Origin of the sequence: Jiella endophytica, from assembly GCF_004519335.1 — a bacterium.
GTDB classification, from domain to species: Bacteria; Pseudomonadota; Alphaproteobacteria; order Rhizobiales; family Rhizobiaceae; genus Jiella; species Jiella endophytica.
Window position 1 is genome coordinate 129,797 of sequence record NZ_SOZD01000002.1, and the last position, 18,690, is coordinate 148,486.

Annotated in this window: 22 protein-coding genes; 13 read left to right on the forward strand and 9 right to left on the reverse strand. The window is 66.5% G+C overall.

Annotated features, from left to right (window positions below; genetic code table 11):
* Positions 1 to 44: 44 nt before the first annotated feature.
* The 5 genes from E3C22_RS05705 to E3C22_RS05725 form a co-directional block, all read right to left on the reverse strand.
* On the reverse strand, positions 45 to 917 hold the full coding sequence (locus E3C22_RS05705) for an ABC transporter permease (RefSeq protein ID WP_134761052.1): 873 nt from the start codon (positions 915 to 917) through the stop codon (positions 45 to 47).
* Positions 914 to 2,170: an ABC transporter permease gene (locus E3C22_RS05710; protein WP_134761053.1), complete on the reverse strand. Its 1,257-nt coding sequence runs from the start codon at positions 2,168 to 2,170 to the stop codon at positions 914 to 916. Before E3C22_RS05710 ends, E3C22_RS05705 begins: the two co-directional genes overlap by 4 nt.
* 3 nt (positions 2,171 to 2,173) lie before the next feature.
* Complete coding sequence (locus E3C22_RS05715; protein ID WP_134761054.1) at positions 2,174 to 3,331, reverse strand: ABC transporter ATP-binding protein; 1,158 nt, start codon at positions 3,329 to 3,331, stop codon at positions 2,174 to 2,176.
* Between the two features lie 80 nt (positions 3,332 to 3,411).
* On the reverse strand, positions 3,412 to 4,350 hold the full coding sequence (locus E3C22_RS05720; protein ID WP_134761055.1) for a lysophospholipid acyltransferase family protein: 939 nt from the start codon (positions 4,348 to 4,350) through the stop codon (positions 3,412 to 3,414).
* A gap of 124 nt (positions 4,351 to 4,474) precedes the next feature.
* Positions 4,475 to 5,623 (reverse strand): extracellular solute-binding protein, encoded by a 1,149-nt coding sequence (locus E3C22_RS05725; RefSeq protein ID WP_134761056.1) that lies wholly within the window; start codon positions 5,621 to 5,623, stop codon positions 4,475 to 4,477.
* 187 nt (positions 5,624 to 5,810) lie between these two features.
* On the opposite strand from E3C22_RS05725, the gene E3C22_RS05730 reads away from it, so the two are divergent.
* Positions 5,811 to 6,743, forward strand: a complete 933-nt coding sequence (locus E3C22_RS05730; RefSeq protein WP_134761057.1) for a CehA/McbA family metallohydrolase — start codon at positions 5,811 to 5,813, stop codon at positions 6,741 to 6,743.
* A gap of 8 nt (positions 6,744 to 6,751) precedes the next feature.
* On the opposite strand, the gene phnF is transcribed toward E3C22_RS05730, so the two are convergent.
* Positions 6,752 to 7,495, reverse strand: coding sequence for a phosphonate metabolism transcriptional regulator PhnF (gene phnF / locus E3C22_RS05735; RefSeq protein ID WP_134761058.1), 744 nt, complete (start codon positions 7,493 to 7,495; stop codon positions 6,752 to 6,754).
* A gap of 167 nt (positions 7,496 to 7,662) precedes the next feature.
* On the opposite strand from phnF, the gene phnG reads away from it, so the two are divergent.
* From phnG to E3C22_RS05750, 3 genes are read left to right on the forward strand one after another with little or no spacing between them, the layout of a single operon-like run.
* Positions 7,663 to 8,136, forward strand: coding sequence for a phosphonate C-P lyase system protein PhnG (gene phnG, locus E3C22_RS05740; protein WP_134761059.1), 474 nt, complete (start codon positions 7,663 to 7,665; stop codon positions 8,134 to 8,136).
* Positions 8,136 to 8,741, forward strand: coding sequence for a phosphonate C-P lyase system protein PhnH (phnH, locus tag E3C22_RS05745; RefSeq protein WP_134761060.1), 606 nt, complete (start codon positions 8,136 to 8,138; stop codon positions 8,739 to 8,741). Before phnG ends, phnH begins: the two co-directional genes overlap by 1 nt.
* 1 nt (position 8,742) lies before the next feature.
* On the forward strand, positions 8,743 to 9,858 hold the full coding sequence (locus E3C22_RS05750) for a carbon-phosphorus lyase complex subunit (RefSeq protein ID WP_134761061.1): 1,116 nt from the start codon (positions 8,743 to 8,745) through the stop codon (positions 9,856 to 9,858).
* A 14-nt stretch (positions 9,859 to 9,872) separates the two neighbouring features.
* Here E3C22_RS05750 and E3C22_RS05755 read toward each other — a convergent pair whose 3' ends face one another.
* Entirely contained in the window at positions 9,873 to 10,067 is a 195-nt protein-coding gene (locus E3C22_RS05755) for a hypothetical protein (RefSeq protein ID WP_134761062.1), read from the reverse strand.
* Positions 10,068 to 10,123: 56 nt separating this feature from the next.
* On the opposite strand from E3C22_RS05755, the gene E3C22_RS05760 reads away from it, so the two are divergent.
* On the forward strand, positions 10,124 to 11,023 hold the full coding sequence (locus tag E3C22_RS05760; RefSeq protein WP_134761063.1) for an alpha-D-ribose 1-methylphosphonate 5-phosphate C-P-lyase PhnJ: 900 nt from the start codon (positions 10,124 to 10,126) through the stop codon (positions 11,021 to 11,023).
* Between the two features lie 46 nt (positions 11,024 to 11,069).
* Here the strand turns inward: E3C22_RS05760 and E3C22_RS05765 are convergent, their stop codons facing one another.
* Positions 11,070 to 11,396 carry a BrnA antitoxin family protein gene (locus tag E3C22_RS05765; protein ID WP_167591655.1) on the reverse strand — a complete coding sequence of 109 codons (327 nt, stop codon included), beginning with the start codon at positions 11,394 to 11,396 and terminating at the stop codon, positions 11,070 to 11,072.
* On the reverse strand, positions 11,293 to 11,661 hold the full coding sequence (locus E3C22_RS05770) for a BrnT family toxin (RefSeq protein WP_134761828.1): 369 nt from the start codon (positions 11,659 to 11,661) through the stop codon (positions 11,293 to 11,295). Before E3C22_RS05770 ends, E3C22_RS05765 begins: the two co-directional genes overlap by 104 nt.
* Positions 11,662 to 11,723: 62 nt before the next feature.
* On the opposite strand from E3C22_RS05770, the gene phnK reads away from it, so the two are divergent.
* The 8 genes from phnK to phnN all read left to right on the forward strand — a co-directional run bounded on the left by phnK (position 11,724) and on the right by phnN (position 18,609).
* Complete coding sequence (gene phnK, locus E3C22_RS05775; protein WP_134761064.1) at positions 11,724 to 12,500, forward strand: phosphonate C-P lyase system protein PhnK; 777 nt, start codon at positions 11,724 to 11,726, stop codon at positions 12,498 to 12,500.
* Between the two features lie 5 nt (positions 12,501 to 12,505).
* The gene (gene phnL / locus E3C22_RS05780) at positions 12,506 to 13,234 is read left to right on the forward strand and encodes a phosphonate C-P lyase system protein PhnL (protein ID WP_134761065.1); all 729 of its coding nucleotides are present in this window, start codon (positions 12,506 to 12,508) and stop codon (positions 13,232 to 13,234) included.
* The gene (locus tag E3C22_RS05785; protein ID WP_134761066.1) at positions 13,234 to 13,848 is read left to right on the forward strand and encodes a DapH/DapD/GlmU-related protein; all 615 of its coding nucleotides are present in this window, start codon (positions 13,234 to 13,236) and stop codon (positions 13,846 to 13,848) included. The genes phnL and E3C22_RS05785 overlap by 1 nt, the downstream gene beginning before the upstream one ends.
* Positions 13,849 to 13,970: 122 nt before the next feature.
* Positions 13,971 to 14,831, forward strand: a complete 861-nt coding sequence (phnC, locus tag E3C22_RS05790; RefSeq protein WP_134761067.1) for a phosphonate ABC transporter ATP-binding protein — start codon at positions 13,971 to 13,973, stop codon at positions 14,829 to 14,831.
* 47 nt (positions 14,832 to 14,878) lie between these two features.
* Entirely contained in the window at positions 14,879 to 15,883 is a 1,005-nt protein-coding gene (phnD, locus tag E3C22_RS05795; protein ID WP_134761068.1) for a phosphonate ABC transporter substrate-binding protein, read from the forward strand.
* Positions 15,884 to 15,990: 107 nt separating this feature from the next.
* Positions 15,991 to 16,833 (forward strand): phosphonate ABC transporter, permease protein PhnE, encoded by an 843-nt coding sequence (phnE, locus tag E3C22_RS05800; RefSeq protein ID WP_134761069.1) that lies wholly within the window; start codon positions 15,991 to 15,993, stop codon positions 16,831 to 16,833.
* 56 nt (positions 16,834 to 16,889) lie between these two features.
* Positions 16,890 to 18,029, forward strand: coding sequence for an alpha-D-ribose 1-methylphosphonate 5-triphosphate diphosphatase (locus E3C22_RS05805; protein ID WP_134761070.1), 1,140 nt, complete (start codon positions 16,890 to 16,892; stop codon positions 18,027 to 18,029).
* Positions 18,019 to 18,609: a phosphonate metabolism protein/1,5-bisphosphokinase (PRPP-forming) PhnN gene (phnN, locus tag E3C22_RS05810; RefSeq protein ID WP_167591656.1), complete on the forward strand. Its 591-nt coding sequence runs from the start codon at positions 18,019 to 18,021 to the stop codon at positions 18,607 to 18,609. The genes E3C22_RS05805 and phnN overlap by 11 nt, the downstream gene beginning before the upstream one ends.
* Positions 18,610 to 18,690: the final 81 nt, after the last annotated feature.

Consider the following 18,690-nt stretch of genomic DNA (forward strand, 5'->3'; position numbering starts at 1 on the left):
CAGACAAGCACCGAGCGGGTCGGATTGCGGCGGTACAGGCGAGGTCAGGCGGCGGTGCGCCCCCGCCGCTCGGCCCTGATCCGGCCACTCGCCCAGACCAGCGACGCGGCGATGGTGACGGCGATGAAGATGACGCCGATGGCGTTGATCATCGGCGACAGGCCGAAGCGCATTCGGCTGGCGATCTCGGTGACCAGCGTATAGTCCGGCCCGATCGAAAAGAAGGTCGTCGGAAAGTTCTCGATCGACTGCAGGAAGGCGAGCACCGAGGCCGTGCCGATGGTCGGCGCGAGGAAGGGCAGCGTCACCCGCCGGAAGGTGAAGAACGGCGTCGCCCCGAGGTCGGCCGCCGCCTCGTCGAGGCTGCGGTCCTGGCGGGCGAGGCGCGCCATGAACAGGAGCAGGCAGTAGGAGGCGATGAAGGAGGCCTGCGCCATCATCGCCGTGAACAGCCCGGCATCGACGCCGAAGGCGTCGCGCCAGAAGATCATCGAGGTGCAGCCGAGCACGATCCCGGGGATCATGATCGGCGCGACGAGGACCGTGTAGAGGATGCCGTTCGCCCGGCTCTCCAGCCGGGTGAGCAGCAGCGCGCCGGCGAGCCCGAGCGGGATGGCGATGACGATCACCCCGGCTGCGACCAGCAGCGAGTTCATCAGCCCGGTCATCATCCGGGCGTCGTGGAAGATCGCGGCGAACCATTTCAGCGTGAAACCCTGCCAGATGGTGATCGACGGCGAGGGATAGGCGTTGAAGGCGGCCGCGACCATGATGACGATCGGTGCGAACAGGACGACGAAGAAGATGCCGAGATAGACCTTGATCAGCGCCTCGCCGAGACCGCCGGAATAGCTGCCGGCAGCCGCTCTCGTGGTCGCGGTGTCGAGGGCTGCCGGCTGGCCGAGGGTCGCGCTCATTTGGCGATCTCCCGAATGGACACGCGGAACAGCGACAGCACCATCAGGATGAAGACGATGCAGCTCGCGAGCAGCATCAGCGAATAGGCCGAGCCCTGGTTCCAGTTGGCGCTCTCGAAGAAACGGCGATAGATCACCTGGCTGAACCAGTCCGGATGGAGGCCTCGGCCGATCAGCTCCGGCACGGTGATCACCCCGGCCGAAAGCATGAAGACGAGGATCGCGCCCATGGCGATGCCGGGCTTGGCGTGCGGCAGCACCACCCGGTAGTGCACCCTGAAGACCGAGGCGCCGAGGTCGCGCGCCGCCTCGACCTGGCTGCGGTCGAGGGTCCCGAGTGCATTCATCAGCGGGAACATCATGAACAGCACGAAGGTATAGGCCGAGACGAGGAAGACGGCGTTGTTCGAGGCGATCCACTGGGGCGGATCACTGCCGACGAGCCCCAGCACCTGCAGGGCGGAGTTGAGAACGCCCTCGCGGGCGAGGATCATCACCCAGGCATAGACGCGCAAGAGCTCGTTGATGGAATAGGGGACGACGAGGAGCAGCAGGATGGCCCCGGCGCCGAGCGCGCCCTTCATGGTCGAGGCAACATAGGCGACCGGATAGCAGACCACGAAGGAGATGAGCGTCACCAAAGCGGCGTAGAAGATCGTCTTGACGAAGATCGTCAGATGCAGCGGCGAGATTGTCGAATAGTTCTTCAGCGAATAGCGCGGCGCATTGGCGCGCGCCTCGATCAACCGCGCCTGGGTCTGCTTCAGCTCGGTCATCTCGGCTTCCGCCGCGGCGCGCCTGGCCTCGAGGTCGGCGATTTCGCTGGCGACCGTCTGAGGCGTCTTCTCTGCCGCCGAAGTCCCGCCGAAGGAGGGCAGCAGCGGCGATGTGCCGGAAGGCTCTTTCGTCTCCGCATTCGGCCGGTTGTCGGATGAGGGAACGCTCATGCCGGGAATGAGGAAACCGCCGCCGGAGCTCGCTCCGTCGTCCTTCGCGCCGGCACCCTCCGCCTCGAGGGCTGCCTGTTCTTTCTCATGCGCCTTCAGATCGAAGTCGATCGTCGCGATGTCGCGCGACAGCCGGTTGAGCGCCGTATTGGTCTTCGTCAGGTCGTCGCTGCGATCGACATAAACCAGCGAACGCTCGGCCATGGTGGAGAGCGGCGCGGCGATCATCCCGCCCACCCACAGGACGACGAGCGCGAGGATGAGCGTCGCCAGCGGCCAGCCATAGGTGCGGTAGAGCGCTGCCATGGCTCAGGCCCCCATCGGGGCGAGCCCGGCCTCGGCGACCGCGGCCTCGGCGGCCGGCATGCCGGCCGCGCCGTTCTCCGGCGTGCCGCCGGCGGCGGGCATGACCACCGCGTCATCGGGCATGAAGCCGATCACCGCGTCACCGCCGGTCGGATGCTGGCGGCCGTCATTGGCGAGATGGAGGACGATCCGCCGGCCGGTGGCGTCGCGGGTGACGAGATTGAGATAGGGCCCTTCGAGCTCGCGGCCCTCGACCCTGGTGCTCAGCCGGTTGCCGTTGAGGGTGGTGGCATCGACGAGACCTGTCCGTTCGGGCCGGACCATCAGCACCGCGTGCTCGCCGACGGAGAGCTCGCGCGTCGCCCTGCCGGTGAAGGTGCCGCCCGGGCCGGCGATCTTGGCAAAGCCGTTCTCGATGCCGGTGACCTTGCCCGAAAAGACGTTCTGTTCGCCGACGAAGCCGGCGACGAAGGGCGTTGCCGGCGCGTCATAGACCTCGGTCGGAGTACCGACCTGCTCGATCCGCCCCCTGTTCATCACCGAGATGCGATCCGACATGGTCAGCGCCTCGCCCTGATCGTGGGTGATGTAGATGAAGGTGACGCCGGTGCGCTTCTGCAGGGCGCGCAGTTCGGTGCGCATGTGCTGGCGAAGCTTCAGGTCGAGAGCCGAGAGCGGCTCGTCGAGGCAGAGCACCGCCGGCTCCACGGCGAGCGCCCTTGCCACCGCGACGCGCTGACGCTGGCCGCCGGAAAGCTGGTCCGGCCGCTTGTCGGCATGGGCTTCGAGCGCCACCAGCGCCAGCAGTTCCTCGGCCTTCCGGGAGCGCTCGCGCTTCGACATGCCCCGCGCCTCGAGGCCGAAGGCGACGTTCTCGCGCACGCTCATGCGCGGAAACAGCGCCAGCGACTGGAAGATCATCGCCGTCGGGCGACGATTGGCCGGCAGGTGGTTCACCGGCTCGCCGCCGATCAGCACCTGTCCGCCGCTCGGGCGCTGGAAACCGGAAAGGATCCTCAGAAGCGTGGTCTTGCCGCAGCCGGACGGGCCGAGGATCGAATGGAACTCGCCGGCGGGGATGGAGAGATCCGTCGGAGAGACGGCGGTGAAGCCGTCGAACACCATGGTGACGCCGGAAAGCTCGACGCTCTTCCCATCCATGCCGGATTTCCCCTCGACTCGTCCACTCGGCGCGGTCCGGCTTCACGCCGGCCGCATCCCCTCTGCCATCTTCTGCCCGCTCAGATCGCCGGCACGGCCTCGCTCTCGCCAGCCTCCTCCTCGAACATGCCGGCAAAGAAGTCCGGCTCGTCGGGAGCGCCGGCAGTGCCGAGCGAAAACACCTGCCAGCGCAGCCATTCAGTCAGCGCCACGGCATCAGTGAAGCCGGCGATGACCGCGGGATCGATCGGCCGGCCCACCGTCATGGCGATCCGCCCGTCGATCATCCGCGCCGCCTCGTGGAATAGCAGGGCATAGCGAAGCGATTGCGACAGATGGCTCGCAACCTGGAAGAGGCGCGAATTCTGGCCGGGAATGTGCACCGGCAGGACCGTCGCGCCGGAACGCATGATCAGCCGGGCCGACAGCGGCCCCCAGGTCAGCTCGACGGCACGGCGGGCGAGCGGATGCGGCGTCGTCATCACCGCACCGGCCGGGAAGACCATCAGGCAACCGCCGCCCTTGAGATGATTCAGCGCCTCGGCCCGCGCCTTGATGTTGGCGCGCTCGGCCTCGCGGGTGCCGGAAAAGTCGATGGCGAAGAGCTTTTCGGCGAGCTCGGGGATCCGGGCGAGTGCCGAATGGGCGATGATTTTGACGTCGCCGCGCATGCGCCCGAGCAGGCAGCCGAGCGCGATCCCGTCCATTGCCCCGAAGGGATGGTTGGAAACGACCGCCAAGGGCCCGACCCGCGGGATCTGCGAGGTGCCGCGGGCGGCGAGGCGGATGTTCATCCGCGCGATCGCCTCGGCGAAGAAGTCGCCCCGGCCCGCATCGCCCAGAAACTCGTGATAGAGCCTTTCGAGCTTGCGCCGTCCGGTCGCCGCCTCGAGACCGAGGCACAGGCCACGCATCAGCCGGTGATCGATCGTCGCCGCGTAGGACAACCGAACCTCGGGGCGGAACGTTGCTCGCGTCGAGCCGGCGGCAAGATCGCCGATCGCAGTATGGTCGTCCAAGTCTCGTTACCTTCCGGACCGAAGGGCCGGGCGCGGCCCCCGAGTTGCTCGACGGCGCGCGAGAGGCATGGCTCCCCGCGCGCCGCAGTCATCGACCGGTCGGCGGCATGGGCCGCCGGCCTACTCAGGACGCGTTGGTGATCCGGTCGACATATTCCTGCTGGCCGGACGCGAAGAACGGCGTATCCGGCTGCCACCACCAGAGATTCGCGAGGTTGTCCTTGTTGTAGACTTCCTGGAACTGGCGGGCATAAACCTCGCCGGCGTGCTGCGCCGCGCCGTCGGCGCAGGAGTTGTAGCCGGTGTTGGCGCTCATCATGCCGGCCATTTCCGGGTCCAGCATGGCGTTGATGAAGGCATAGGCCTGATCGAGATTCTCGGCGCCCGACGGGATGGCCATGGAGTCCATCCAGGTCATGCCGCCTTCCTTGGGCATGCGATATTTCAGGTCCGGCTTGTCGCGGTTGAGCAGAAGGCCGGTGGAGTCCCAGGTCTGGCCGGCGACGCAGCCGGACTGCTGGAAGGCGGCGAGCGCCTCCGTCGCGTTGTTCCAGAAGGCGCCGAAATTCTCCTTGTGGTCGACGATATAGGCGGCGACCTTGTCGAAGATCCGCCGCATGTCCTCTTCGCTCTTGTAGACGTCGAGCATGCGGTTCGACTGGATCTCGCCCTTGGCGTCGAGATAGAGGCCGGTGCCGATCAGCACCGACTTCTGCCGGAAGGCGGCCTTGCCCTTGGCCTTCGGGTCCCAGAGCATGCCGTAGGAGACGTCGGCGTCGTCGACACCGTCGAAGACCGACGCGTCGAAGGTCACCGCCTCGGTGCCCCAGTTGAAGGGGATGGCGACGCGCTTGCCGTTCTGCACCGCGCCGAGCTGGATCGAGTCGCGATACATCGACGAGATGACGTTGCCGACCTTGGCCTTTTCTTCGTCGATCGGCTGCAGGAGGAAGGTGTCGCCGTCCTGGTAGTTGGCGACGTTGGTGATCGACGGGAAGATGACGTCGAAGCCCTTGCCGCCGGAAGCCTTGAGCTTCTGGGTGGCCTCGTCGTTGGAGCCGTAGGTCGACAGGTTCAGCTTGATGCCGGTGTCCTTCTGGAACTTGTCGATCATGTTCTGCTGAACATAGTCGCCCCAGACGAAGACGTTGACGACGCCGGAGCTCTGGCCGAAGCCCGGGCGGGTGAGGATGGCCGGCGCGGCGAGGACGGTGGCGGTAGCGGCGCCAGCCTTCAGCATCGAGCGGCGAGTGATCGAGGTCGCGAGGGTCATGAAGAGGGTCCCATCCGGTGCGGGGAGAATTTGACGGCGCCTTTTAGACCTCCGGCATGACGTTTCGTTATCGGCTCGATGACAGAGTGGTGACGGCCACCGCCACCCTTTGCGCGCGTCGTCATCGGGGCGTCATCGAAGCCGCGGAAGGATCGCGCGACGATGATCCCACCCGGAGCCGAACACGATGGACGGACGCGAAGCGTTCACAGCCCCAGGACGATTCTGGCGCGGCAATATCCACACCCATTCAGACCGCTCGGACGGCGCGCTGCCCCCGGGCGAAGTCTGCGGCCACTACCGGGCCATGGGCTATGATTTCCTCTGCCTGTCGGACCACTTCCTGCCCGCCTACGACTTCCCGATCACCGACACCAACGCCTTCCGGGGCGACGACTTCACGACGATCCTCGGCGCCGAGATCCATGCGCCGAAGAACAGCCAGGGCGAGATCTGGCACGTGCTCGCCTGCGGCCTGCCGGCAGACTTCGACCCGCCCTTCCCCGACGAGCAGATGGAATCGCTGGCAGCCCGCGCCCGTGACGCCGGCGCCTTCGTCGGCATCGCCCATCCGCAATGGTCGTCGCTGACGATCGAGGACGGCCGGGCGCTCGCCGGCAGCGCCGACGCGGTGGAGATCTGGAACACCGGCTGCGCGCTGGAGACGGCCCGCGGCGACGGCACGGCGCTTTTCGACCAGCTCCTGAACGAAGGCCACCGGCACCTCACCGGCTATGCCACCGACGACGCGCATCTGAAGATCCCCGATTCCGGCGGCGGCTGGATGATGGTGAAGTCGGAGAGCAACAAGCCGGCCGCGCTCCTCGAAGCGATGAAGGCCGGCCGCTATTATTCCAGCCAGGGACCGGCGATCAAATCGATCGACCAAGACGGCGAGAGCCTCCGCGTCCACTGCTCGGAAGCACGGACGATCACCATCGTCGGCCGCGGCAGCCGGGCCGAAACCGCCTTCTCCGAAGCTGGCTCGCTGACCCGGGCCGAACTCTCGCTGAAGCGCTTTGCTGGCGACTGGTGCCGCCTGGTCATCGCCGACGGCGACGGCAGGCTCGCCTGGTCCAACCCGATCTTCCCGGCCGGATCGTCTGCTGCCGGAGACTGACTGACGCTTCAGATTCCAGCCTGATCGGCTCCATGGTAGAAGACCAGTTCGATGCGGCTGCCGAGGAAACGCGAGCGGGCAAACTGCAGCGGCTCGCTTTCCCTCGTGACGGTAAGGCTGGTGGTGACGATCAGCGGCGCGGCCAGCGGACAGTGCAGCCGCTCGGCATCGGCCGGCCCGGCGGCGATCGCCGAGACCCGCGTCCAGAGCCGGCGGTGGTCGGCGATGCCGAGAAGCGCCAGCGCTCGCGTGATCGATCCCGCCTCGGCATAGGCCTCGACGATACCCGGCATCCGCGCCTCCGCGAACCACAGGGTCGATAGGATCAGCGGCGCGCCATCGGCGACCCGCAGCAGTTCCAGCCTGATCAGCGGCGCCCCCGGGCGCGCGTCGAAATGGCTGGCGAGTTCCACCGATGCTAATTCGCGCCCGGCGGAAATCAGCGCCCCGCCCGGCTCGCGTGCGGTCGCGCCGATATTTTCGGAGAACCGGCTCTGCGAGCCCACCGGATAGGTGATCCGGCTCGGCCGCGGCGTGACGAATGTGCCCTTGCCGCGGGCGGCGGTCAAAAGGCCTTCCTCCCCAAGCGCCGCGATCGCCCGCCGCACGGTGTGACGGTTGACGGCGAAGCGCTCGGCAAGCTTCGCCTCGCTCGGCAGGAGGTCGGCGATCCGACCCTCGGCGATGTCGAGCCTCAGGCTGTCGGCGATCTGCCGCCAGCGAGCAATGCCAGCGCTGTCTCGGGTCGTCATGTCTCGCACCCATCCGTCGATTTGCGGCACGCCTGCCGGCGCAGCACTCGCGAGAAACACACGAACTCGCCGCGACACGTCATAGCTTCGTCACGATCGCCATGCTATACGGGCTTACAACAATTGTCTATATAATTAGACAACTCAAGTTACGGCGGATCTGAACGATGAGCGAGCCGGCGAGCCCCGAACCCGACACCCGTGTCGTCCAACGCCAGCGCGCCGTCTCGGCCTTCGCGCAGGCCGACGGGCAATTCCTGGCCGATGCCTGGCGGCGGCTGGGCGGCGATCGCGCGGTCACGACGCTGCGCGGCCCGGAGGTCGGCCTCGTGATGGTACGCGGCCGGGCCGGGGGTGGCGGCGCGCCGTTCAATCTCGGCGAGGCGAGCGCCACAAGGGCAAGTGTGCGGCTCGCCGAAGAGACCGTAGGCCACGCGATGGTGCTCGGCCGCGACAGGGAGCGAGCCCGACTCGCTGCGGCCTTCGACGCACTCTGGCAGGTCGAGAGCGAGAGGGTGGCGGTCGAGACCGAGGTCGTCGCCGTCGTCGAGGCGGCGCTTGCTGCAGAAGACCACAAGCGTCGCTCCGAGACCGAGGCGACGAAGGTCGACTTCTTCACCATGATGCGCGGAGAGGACTGATGGCGGGCGAGACAATCGACCTATCCCGCAGAGCCGTCGAAGGCGGCTTCGCCGACCCGGTGTTCGATGCCCAGGCGGTGTTTGCCGCGATCCTGCGGGCGATGGCCCGCCCCGGCACCGTCGTCGATCTCGGCCATCGCGCGGTCCCGCCAGCGCCACTTTCCCCGGCGCAAGGGGCCATTCTCTCGGCTCTTGCGGATCAGGACACGCCGGTCTTCGTCGAGGGCGTCGGCGAGGCGCTTGCCGCCTGGCTCGGCTTCCAGACCGGCGCCCGGCTGGCACACGCCGCCGAGGCCCGGTTCGCCGTGGTTTCAATGTTCGGAACTGTCTCGCTGGAACGCTTCGCCCTCGGCACTCTCGCCTTTCCGGACCGGTCGGCGACGCTGCTCCTCGAGGTCGCCTCGCTAAAGGACGGCCCGACAATGCGTCTTTCAGGACCCGGCATCTCCGGCAGCACCGTCATGCAGGTGTCGGGGCTCGGCGAGGCTTTCCTCGAGGCAAGGCGGGCCAACCGGGCGCTCTTGCCCTGCGGCCTGGACCTCATCCTGACGTCGGGAACGCTGGCGCTCTGCCTGCCCCGCTCCACGGTCATCGAGGAGGCTTAGGATGTATGTCGCGGTCAAGGGCGGCGAGGCCGCCATCGCCAACGCTCACCGGCTGCTCGCCGACAGGCGGCGCGGCGACCGGTCGGTGCCGGCCCTCACCCTCGCCCAGATCGCCGGCCAGATCGCTCTTGCCGTCGACCGGGTGATGGCCGAAGGCTCGCTCTACGATCCGGAGCTTGCGGCAATGGCCGTCCGCCAGTCCCGCGGCGACCTGATCGAGGCGATCTTCCTCCTTCGCGCCTATCGCACCACGCTGCCGCGCTTTGCCGCCTCGCGGCCGGTCGATACGGCAAAGATGCTGATCGAGCGGCGGGTCTCGGCGACCTACAAGGATATTCCCGGCGGCCAGTTGCTTGGCCCGACCTTCGACTACACCCACCGGCTGATCGAGCCGGAAATGGCCGATAACGGCATCGTCGCCGAGCCGGAACGCCGCGAGCCCCCCGAAACCACCGCAGCGCCGCGCGTCACCGACATTCTCGGCGACGAGGCGATGATCGAGGCCGACGGTATCGACGACGGCGAGGAGCCCGCCGACCTCACCCGCTCGCCGCTCGCATTTCCGGCCTCGCGCGATCTCAGGCTGCAGGCGCTCGCCCGCGGCGACGAAGGTTTTCTCCTTGGCCTCGGCTACTCCACCCAGCGCGGCTATGGCCGCACCCATCCCTTCGTCGGAGAGGTGCGGATCGGCGAAGTGGAGGTCGAGGTCGACCTGCCGGAATTCGGGTTCCCCGTGACGATCGGCCGGGTGCGGGTGACCGAGTGCCAGATGGTCTCGCAATTCACCGGATCGAAGTCGGAGCCGCCGAAGTTCACTCGCGGATACGGGTTGGTATTCGGACAGCTCGAACGCAAGGCGATGGCGATGAGCCTCGTCGACCGGGCGCTTCGTGCCGACGAGTTCGACGAGGAACGCCGAGCCCCGGCGCAGGACGAGGAATTCGTCCTCGCCCATTGCGACAACGTCCAGGCGACCGGCTTCGTCGAGCATCTGAAGCTGCCGCATTACGTCGACTTCCAGGCCGAATTGGAGCTGCTGCGGATGATGCGGGCCGAGCGGCCGGCGGAGGCGGACAGCGGCGATGACCGAGCGAGCGAGAAGGAGGCTGCCGAATGATCGGCCGCCTGTCCTCAGCCCGACCGACGGGGCGGCTCGTCGCCGTCTGCTCCCCGCGTCTCGCCCTCGCCGCTCTCGCGCGGCAGGCCGGTGATGCCGCGGCCATGCCGGCCCGTCACCGGATCGCGATAGACGAGAAAGTACCAGCCTGCCGCAAGGCCGAGAAGCACGGCGACGAGTTCACCGAGAGCCAGCCAGCCGCCTCTCATCGCCTCCTCTCCTTTCAATCGTTCCCGCGTTCCGTCGCAAGAGAAGGTCCGGTACGATGACCACCGCGTCCCTCACCTACAACTTCGCCTATCTCGACGAGCAGACCAAGCGGATGATCCGCCGGGCGATCCTCAAGGCTGTCGCGATCCCCGGCTATCAGGTGCCCTTTGCCTCGAGGGAAATGCCGATGCCCTATGGCTGGGGCACCGGCGGCGTGCAGGTGACGGCGGCGATCATCGGCCCCGACGACGTCCTCAAGGTCATCGACCAGGGCTCGGACGACACCACCAATGCCGTCTCGATCCGCGCCTTCTTCGCCCGCGTCGCCAAGGTCGCGGTGACGACAAAGACCCGCGAAGCGACGATCATCCAGACCCGCCACAGGATCCCCGAAGCGCCGCTCGCCGCAGGCCAGACCCTAGTCTATCAGGTGCCGATCCCCGAGCCGCTGCGTTTCCTCGAACCGCGCGAGACCGAGACGCGGATCATGCACGCGCTCGAAGAATACGGGCTGATGCATGTGAAGCTCTACGAGGACATCGCCCAGCACGGCCACATCGCGACGACCTACGCCTATCCGGTGAAGGTCGAGGGCCGCTATGTGATGGACCCCTCGCCGATCCCGAAATTCGACAATCCGAAGATGGACGACAGCCCGGCCCTTCAGCTTTTCGGCGCCGGCCGCGAGCAGCGGATCTACGCGATCCCGCCCTTCACGAAAGTCGAGAGCCTCGACTTCGAGGACCATCCCTTCTCGGTGCAAAAGTTCTCCGTGCCCTGCGGCCTCTGCGGCGCGACGGGCGTCTATCTCGACGAGATCGTTACCGACAACCGCGGCGGCCGGCTCTTCGCCTGTTCCGACACCGACCATTGCGAGGAGCGGCGGGAGGCGGGGCATGTGGGGGCGGATGCTTATGCCCGGTCGATGCCTGGAGCTTCGGGAGGCCGCCCGTGAGGGCGCTCGCAACCGCTGCCGTGGCGGCGACTGCAGTGGGCCAAGCTCATTCCGCCGGCGCCGCCTCGCGCAGGATTGCGTTAATGCGCTCTTCCCAATCGTCGCCCGCCCGGCGGAACCTTTCGACCGTCTCTCTGTCGACACGGACATTCGTCTGTTCGCCCTCGATCCGATCAAAGGGACGGTCGAGCGGCATCAGGCAGGCATCGTCTTCGATCGGCGGATTGTCCGAGTCGAGGAGCGCATCCGCAGTGATCGCCGCGTCTTCTTCAGGGGTCATCTCCGCCAGAGCCTTCCGGGTCTTGCGGCGAGCTTCGACCCAATCCTCCGCGCTGGCCTCGGTCTTTACGAAGACTGTTCGCGTGACGAGCATAGATGCCAACCTCTCTGTCATTGGCCTTTCGGAACGAGATGACACGAACCCGGGCGCCACGTTCCGTGTATACGATGACATGGTGGCGATCGCCGATCATGCCAATAGCGATTTTGCGTGTCTCACCATAGTTGCGCCGGTTGTCGACGAAGATCGCCGCCGTGGCGAAATCGAAGCGTTCGACATCGGAAAAAGGTGGCCGTCCCAATGCGAGGTTCGCGTTGGACTTTGCTTCATCCCACTCGAACCTAACGTCGTGCCCCACAGGGAAGCGATAGCTCAGGTTGCTGGGAGCCGGCAATATGTTGCTCGAGGAATCTTGCTGCCATGACCGACCTCCCCCTCCTCTCCGTCCGCTCGGCCACCCGCCTCTATGGTAGCCGTGTCGGCTGCGAGGACGTCTCCTTCGAGCTTTATCCGGGCGAGATCCTGGCGATCGTCGGCGAGAGCGGCTCCGGCAAGACGACGCTCCTCAACTGCCTCTCCTGTCGCATGGCTCTGACCGGCGGCAGCGTCTCCTATCGCATGCGGGACGGCGCGATGCGCGACCTCGCGACCCTCACCGAGGCCGAGCGCCGTTTCCTGATGCGCACCGACTGGGGCTTCGTCCACCAGAACCCCGCCGACGGCCTGAGAATGCGGGTGTCTGCCGGCGCCAATATCGGCGAGCGGATGATGGCCGTCGGCGACCGGCACTATGGTCGCATCCGCCAGACCGCCGAAGACTGGCTCGGCCGCGTCGAGATCCCCGGTGCGCGGATCGACGACCGGCCGACGGCCTTTTCCGGCGGCATGCGCCAGCGACTGCAGATCGCCCGCAACCTCGTCACCGGCCCGCGCCTCGTCTTCATGGACGAGCCGACCGGTGGGCTCGACGTCTCGGTGCAGGCGCGGCTCCTCGACCTCCTGCGCTCGCTGGTCGGCGAGATGGGCCTCTCGGCGATCGTCGTGACCCATGACCTTGCGGTGGCGCGCCTGCTCTCCCACCGCATCATGGTGATGAAGGAGGGCCATGTCATCGAACATGGCCTGACCGATCGGGTGCTCGACGACCCGCAGCACGCCTATACCCAGCTCCTCGTCGCCTCGATCCTGGAGGTCTGACTGAAATGACGACCGCAACCCCAGACGCGCGGCTGATCCTGAAGGACGTCGCCAAGAGTTTTACCAATCACTTGCGCGGCGGCGTCCACCTTCCCGTCGTTGCCGGCGTGTCGTTTCGCATCGATGCCGGCGAGGTCGTCGTCCTTGGCGGCCCGTCAGGCGTCGGCAAGTCCTCGATCCTCCGGATGATCGTCGGCAACTACGCGGCAGAACGCGGGCAGATCCTGATGCGCAGTTCGGCGGATGCGGCCTTCGTGGACGTCGCCGCCGCCAGCCCGCGCGAGGTCATCGCGCTCCGCCGCAATGTCGTCGGCTATGTCAGCCAGTTCCTCAGGGCAATCCCGCGGGTCTCGGCCCTCGACGTCGTCGCCGAGCCGCTGCTCGCCCGCGGCATCGGGCAGGCCGACGCGAGGCGGCAGGCCGGCGAGCTGCTCGAACGGCTGAACCTTCCTTCGGCCCTCTACGACCTGCCGCCCGCCACCTTCTCCGGCGGCGAGAAACAGCGGGTCAACATCGCCCGCGGCTTCCTCACCGACCACCCGATCCTGCTCCTCGACGAGCCGACCGCCTCCCTCGACAACGCCAATCGCGACGTCGTCTGCGGGCTGATCGCGGACAAGCGCAAGGCGGGCGTCGCCATCCTCGGCATCTTTCACGACGAGGAGGTGCGCTGCCGGGTCGCGACGCGCATCGTCGACGTCTCGGGCTTTTCGGCGCGCAGGGCCGCGGCGTGATGGCGAAACTGTCCGAAACGCCGCTGATCCATCCGAGCGCCGAGGTCGATGCCTCGCATCTCGGCCGCTACACCGAGATCGCAGAACGATGCCGCATCTCCGAAACCCGGCTCGGCGACTATTCCTACGTCATGCAGGACTGCGGCGTCTGGGCGGCCGAGATCGGCAAATTCGTCAATATCGCTGCGGCCGTGCGCATCAATGCCACCAACCATCCGACCTGGCGGGCGACGCTGCACCACTTCACCTATCGCGCCGGCGACTATTTCGACGGCGAGGCGAATGAGGCGGAATTCTTCGACTGGCGACGCGCCCATGCCGTGACGATCGGCCATGATGTCTGGATCGGCCACGGCGCGACGATCCTGCCCGGCGTCACCGTCGGCAACGGCGCCGTCGTCGGCGCCGGGGCGGTGGTCTCGAAGGACGTCGAGCCCTATACGATCGTCGGCGGCGTTCCCGCGAAGACGATCCGCCGGCGATTTTCCGAGGAGGTCGCCGCCGGCATGGAGCGGCTGGCCTGGTGGGATTGGCCCCATGCCGCGCTGCACGCCGCGCTCGATGATTTCCGCCACCTCGACGCTGCGGCATTCATCGCCAAACATAGATCGTAAGCCATTCTTTCCGTTGGCGATTCAATCGTCATCGAACCATCGTGAAAGCGTCATCGAAGTCTCATGCTGCGGCTCTAAAGCTGCCTCGACGCGGCAGCGCGACCTCGATCAGGAGCACGCCCATGATGGCGATCTCAGTCGAAAAGCTTTCCAAGCGCTTCGGCCGGAAGCAGGCCCTTTGCGAAATCGACCTTTCAATCGCCGAGGGCGAGATGGTCGCTCTGATCGGTGCGTCCGGCTCCGGCAAGTCGACGCTGATGCGCCACATCGCCGGGCTGGAGCGCGGCGATACCGGGTCGTCAGTCAAGATCCTCGGCGACGTCCAGCAGAAGGACGGCAGGTTCGGCCCGAAAATGCGCGAGTTGCGCAGCCAGATCGGCGTCATCTTCCAGCAGTTCAATCTGGTCGCCCGGCTGCCGGTGATCACCAATGTCCTTACCGGCATACTTGGTCGTATCTCGGCCTGGCGCGGCACCTTCGGCATCTTCTCGAAATCCGAGAAGGCCGATGCGATCCATGCGCTGGCCCGGGTCGGAATCCCCGAGGTCGCCTGGCAGCGGGCGTCGACGCTCTCTGGCGGCCAGCAGCAGCGGGCAGCAATCGCGCGGACGCTGATGCAGCGCTCAAAGATCCTGCTTGCCGACGAGCCGATCGCCTCGCTCGATCCCGCCTCGGCGCGGCGGGTGATGGACGTTCTCGCCGACATCAACCGCACCGAGGGCATGACCGTGCTCGTCTCGCTGCACCAGGTCGAATACGCCCGCGTCTATTGCGATCGCACGATCGCGCTGCGGGACGGAAGGGTCGTCTATGACGGCTCGTCCGACGCTTTGTCCGACGATTTCCTGACCAGGCTCTACGGCGCCGCGTCGGAGGAACTCGTGCTGCCGCAGCGCCTCCCCGTCAAGGACAGCCGCGCCCCGGCCCCCGCATCGTCCGCCCCCGGCATCCGCCAGGGGCAGGAGGAACTGGCGCCCGCCTAAGACGGTCCGTCACCTACCCCCCCATCATCAACAGGGAAGAACGACAGATGAACTTCTTTTCCAAGGCCCTTGCTGCCGCCGCGGTGACGCTGTCACTCGCCGGACCTGCCCTTGCTCAGGACACGATCAATTTCGGCATCATCTCGACCGAGAGCCAGCAGAACCTGCGCCCGAAGTGGGAGCCGTTCCTGAAGGACATGGAAGAGCAGACCGGCCTCACCGTGAAGCCGTTCTTCGCCTCCGACTATGCCGGCGTCATCGAGGGCATGCGCTTCGGCAAGGTGCAGGTCGCCTGGTTCGGCAACAAGTCGGCCATGGAAGCCGTCGATCGCGCCGATGGCGAGATCTTCGCCCAGACCGTCGATGCCTCGGGCAATCCGGGCTACTGGTCGCTGATCCTCGTTCCGGCCGATTCCAAGCTGACCTCGCTCGACGACCTGCTGAAGTGCGACAAGACGCTGAACTTCGGCCTCGGCGACCCGAACTCGACCTCGGGCTATCTCGTCCCAATGACCTTCGTCTTTGCCCAGAACGGCATCGACCCGAAGCAGTGCTTCAAGACGGTGACCAATGCCAACCACGAGACCAACGCCATGGCGGTCGCCAACGGCCAGGTCGACGCCGCGTCGAACAATACCGAAAACCTTGCCCTGATCGAGAAGAACCAGCCGGAAGCCTTCAAGCGGATCAAGATCCTCTGGAAGTCGCCGCTGATCCCGTCCGACCCGCTGGTGATCTCCAAGAAGGTCGATGCGGACACCCGCCAGAAGATCTCGGACTTCGTGCTCAACTACGGCACCGAGAACTCCAAGGGCGATGCCGCGAAGGAAAAGGAAATCCTCGCCGGCCTCGAATGGGCGCCGTTCAAGAAGTCGAACGACGACCAGCTGCTGCCGATCCGCGTGATGGAAGTCTCCAAGAAGATCGGCCAGCTTCAGGCTGACGACAAGATGGACGAAGCCGCCAAGAAGGCCGAGATCGAGAAGCTCGAGGCCGAAAAGGCCGAGTATCAGAAGAAGATCGAAGCCAACGAGACGAAGTCGGGTGCCTGATCGCCCTGCACCCGAGGCCGCCTGCGGCCACGGGCAGACAATCGGCGGCCGGTCGCGCATCTGCGACCGGCCGCTTTGATGAAGCGCTTCGAAGGGATCGATCTCAGATGAGCACGACCAGCGAGACCGTTGCGGGCGCCTCCGCCGCCACGCCGGCCGACAGGGCGTCGGACGTCAATGCCGGCCGCGACTGGTCGCGATCCGTCTGGAACCTCGTGATCCTCGCCGGCCTCGTCGCCGCGCTGGCGATCAGCTGGGGTCCCTCGGAGATGGGGCGCTGGACGTTCCTCTTCACCGATTCCGCCAATATGGCGGAATATGCCTCGGGCTTCCTGCGCCCCGACTTCACCGACTGGCGCTACTATGTCGACGAAATGATCGTCACCGTCGAGATCGCGCTCTGGGGCACCTTCCTGTCGCTGATCGTCTCGATCCCCTTCGGCATTCTCTGCGCCCACAACATGGTGCCCTGGTGGATCCTCCATCCCTGCCGCCGCCTGATGGACTTCTTCCGGGCGATCCACGAGGTGGTCTGGGCGGTGCTGTTCGTCGTCGCCGTCGGCCTCGGGCCCTTCGCCGGGGTCATGGCGCTGTTCGTCCACAACACCGGCATCATGGCGAAGCTGTTTTCCGAGGCGGTGGAATCCATCGATCCGCGGCCGGTCGAAGGCATCCGCTCCACCGGCGCGACGCGCATTCAAGAGGTCGTCTTCGGCGTCATCCCGCAGGTGCTGCCGCTCTGGGTGTCCTATACGCTCTACCGCCTCGAGACCAACGTCCGCACCGCGACGATCCTCGGCGTCATCGGTGCCGGAGGCATCGGCCAGGTGCTGTTCGAATCGGTGCGCGGCTTTTATTATCCGCAATCATCGGCGATCCTGATCATCATCGTCGTGACCGTCGTCCTGACCGACCTTCTGTCCCAGCAGCTGCGCAAGTTCGTCACCTGACCGACAGTGTCCGGGTCCTTGGGGACCATCCGCATTCTGCTTCTGAAAGACCCTTAATGTCCTCCGAAACGGTTCTCACCAACGCCCGTGTCGTCCTTCCCGGCGAGACGATCGACGGGCATGTCGTCATCCGCGACGGCATGATCGCGGCGATCGGCGAAGGCGCCGCCGCCGGCGAGGATCTTGGCGGCGACACGCTGATCCCGGGCCTCGTCGAGCTTCATACCGACCACATCGAGACCCATTTCATGCCACGGCCGAAGGTGTTCTGGGACATGTTCGCCGCGCTGCATGCCCATGATGCGCAGATCGCCTCGTCGGGCATCACCACCGTCTTCGACGCCATCCGCGTCGGCACCGACGAGGACGCGACGCTGACCGTCGACACGATGGAAAAGCTGTCCGACGTCATCGCCGAGGCGGCAAAGGCCGACGTCACCCGCGCCGAGCATTTCATCCATCTGCGATGCGAGGTTTCCGCGCCCGACGCCGTCGAGGGCTTCGAGCGGCTGTCGAAGAATGTCCGGGTGCGCCTCGCCTCGCTGATGGACCACGCACCGGGCCAGCGCCAGTTCGTCAGCTTCGACACCTATCGCACCTACTACCAGAAGAAAAAGGCGCTGTCGGACGAGGAGTTCGACCGCTTCACCAAGCGGCGTATCGCCGAGTCCGAAAAGAACAGCGGCCCGTCCCGCCGGGCGATCGCCGCTGCGGCCATGGAGCGCGGCATCGCCCTCGCCTCCCACGACGATGCCACCGACGCGCATGTCGAGGAGGCGCTGGCGCTCGGCACGCAGATCGCCGAGTTCCCGACCACCACCGAAGCCGCTGCGGCATCCCACGGCGCCGGCCTCGGCGTCCTGATGGGCGCGCCGAACATCGTTCGCGGCGGTTCGCATTCCGGCAATGTCGCAGCACACGATCTCCTCGCCGCCGGCCATCTGGACATTCTCTCCTCGGACTACGTGCCGTTCTCGATGCTGCAGGCGGTCTTCGTCCTTGCACGCGAGGGAACGCTCGACCTGCCGGCCGCAATCCGCCTCGTCTCCAGCAATCCGGCCAAAGCGGCCGGTCTTGCCGATCGCGGCGAGATCGTCGTCGAAAAGCGCGCCGATCTGGTGCGCGTGCGCGAGAGCCTTCCCGGGCGGCCGCCTTTCGTCGCATCGGTCTATCGGGCCGGCCGCCGTGTCGCCTGAGCAGGCACAGCAGAGCCCGCTCGGTGCGTTCGTTGCCGTCGTCGGGCCGAGCGGCGCCGGCAAGGACACGCTGATCCGGCTCGCGGCCCGCCATTTCGCGCGGGATGACGGCTTCCACTTTGCCCGCCGCGTCGTCACCCGAAAGGCCGATCCCGAAGCGGAGGACCACGCCGAAATCGACGAGGCGGAGTTCGAGCGGCGGCAGGATGCCCGGGACTTCGCCCTTTCCTGGCGCGCCCATGGCCTCGGCTACGGCCTCGACCGCAGCCTGTTGTCGCGTGTTTCTCACGGCCAGACGGTGATCGCCAACATCTCCCGCCGCCAGATCGGCGATGCGGCGGCGGTGTTTCCGCGGCTTGCCGTCGCCCATGTCGTCGTCGCCGAGCCGCTCTTGGTCGAACGCATCGTCAGACGCGGGCGGGAAAGCCGCGAGGCTGCCGTCGAACGCGCCAGGCGAGAGGCGCCGTTGGAGCTGCCTCGCGCGGTCTGGCGGGTGGCGGAAATCGACAATTCCGGCCCGGTCGAACAGGGACTCGGGCGGTTTCTCGAATTTCTCGAAGCCTGCCAGCCGAAGGTCTAGCGGTCGCTTCGCCACTTCGCGACAGGTCTTTCGCCGCTGCACCGAAGTTCCAACCACACGCTCAAATTGCCGACCCCAAAG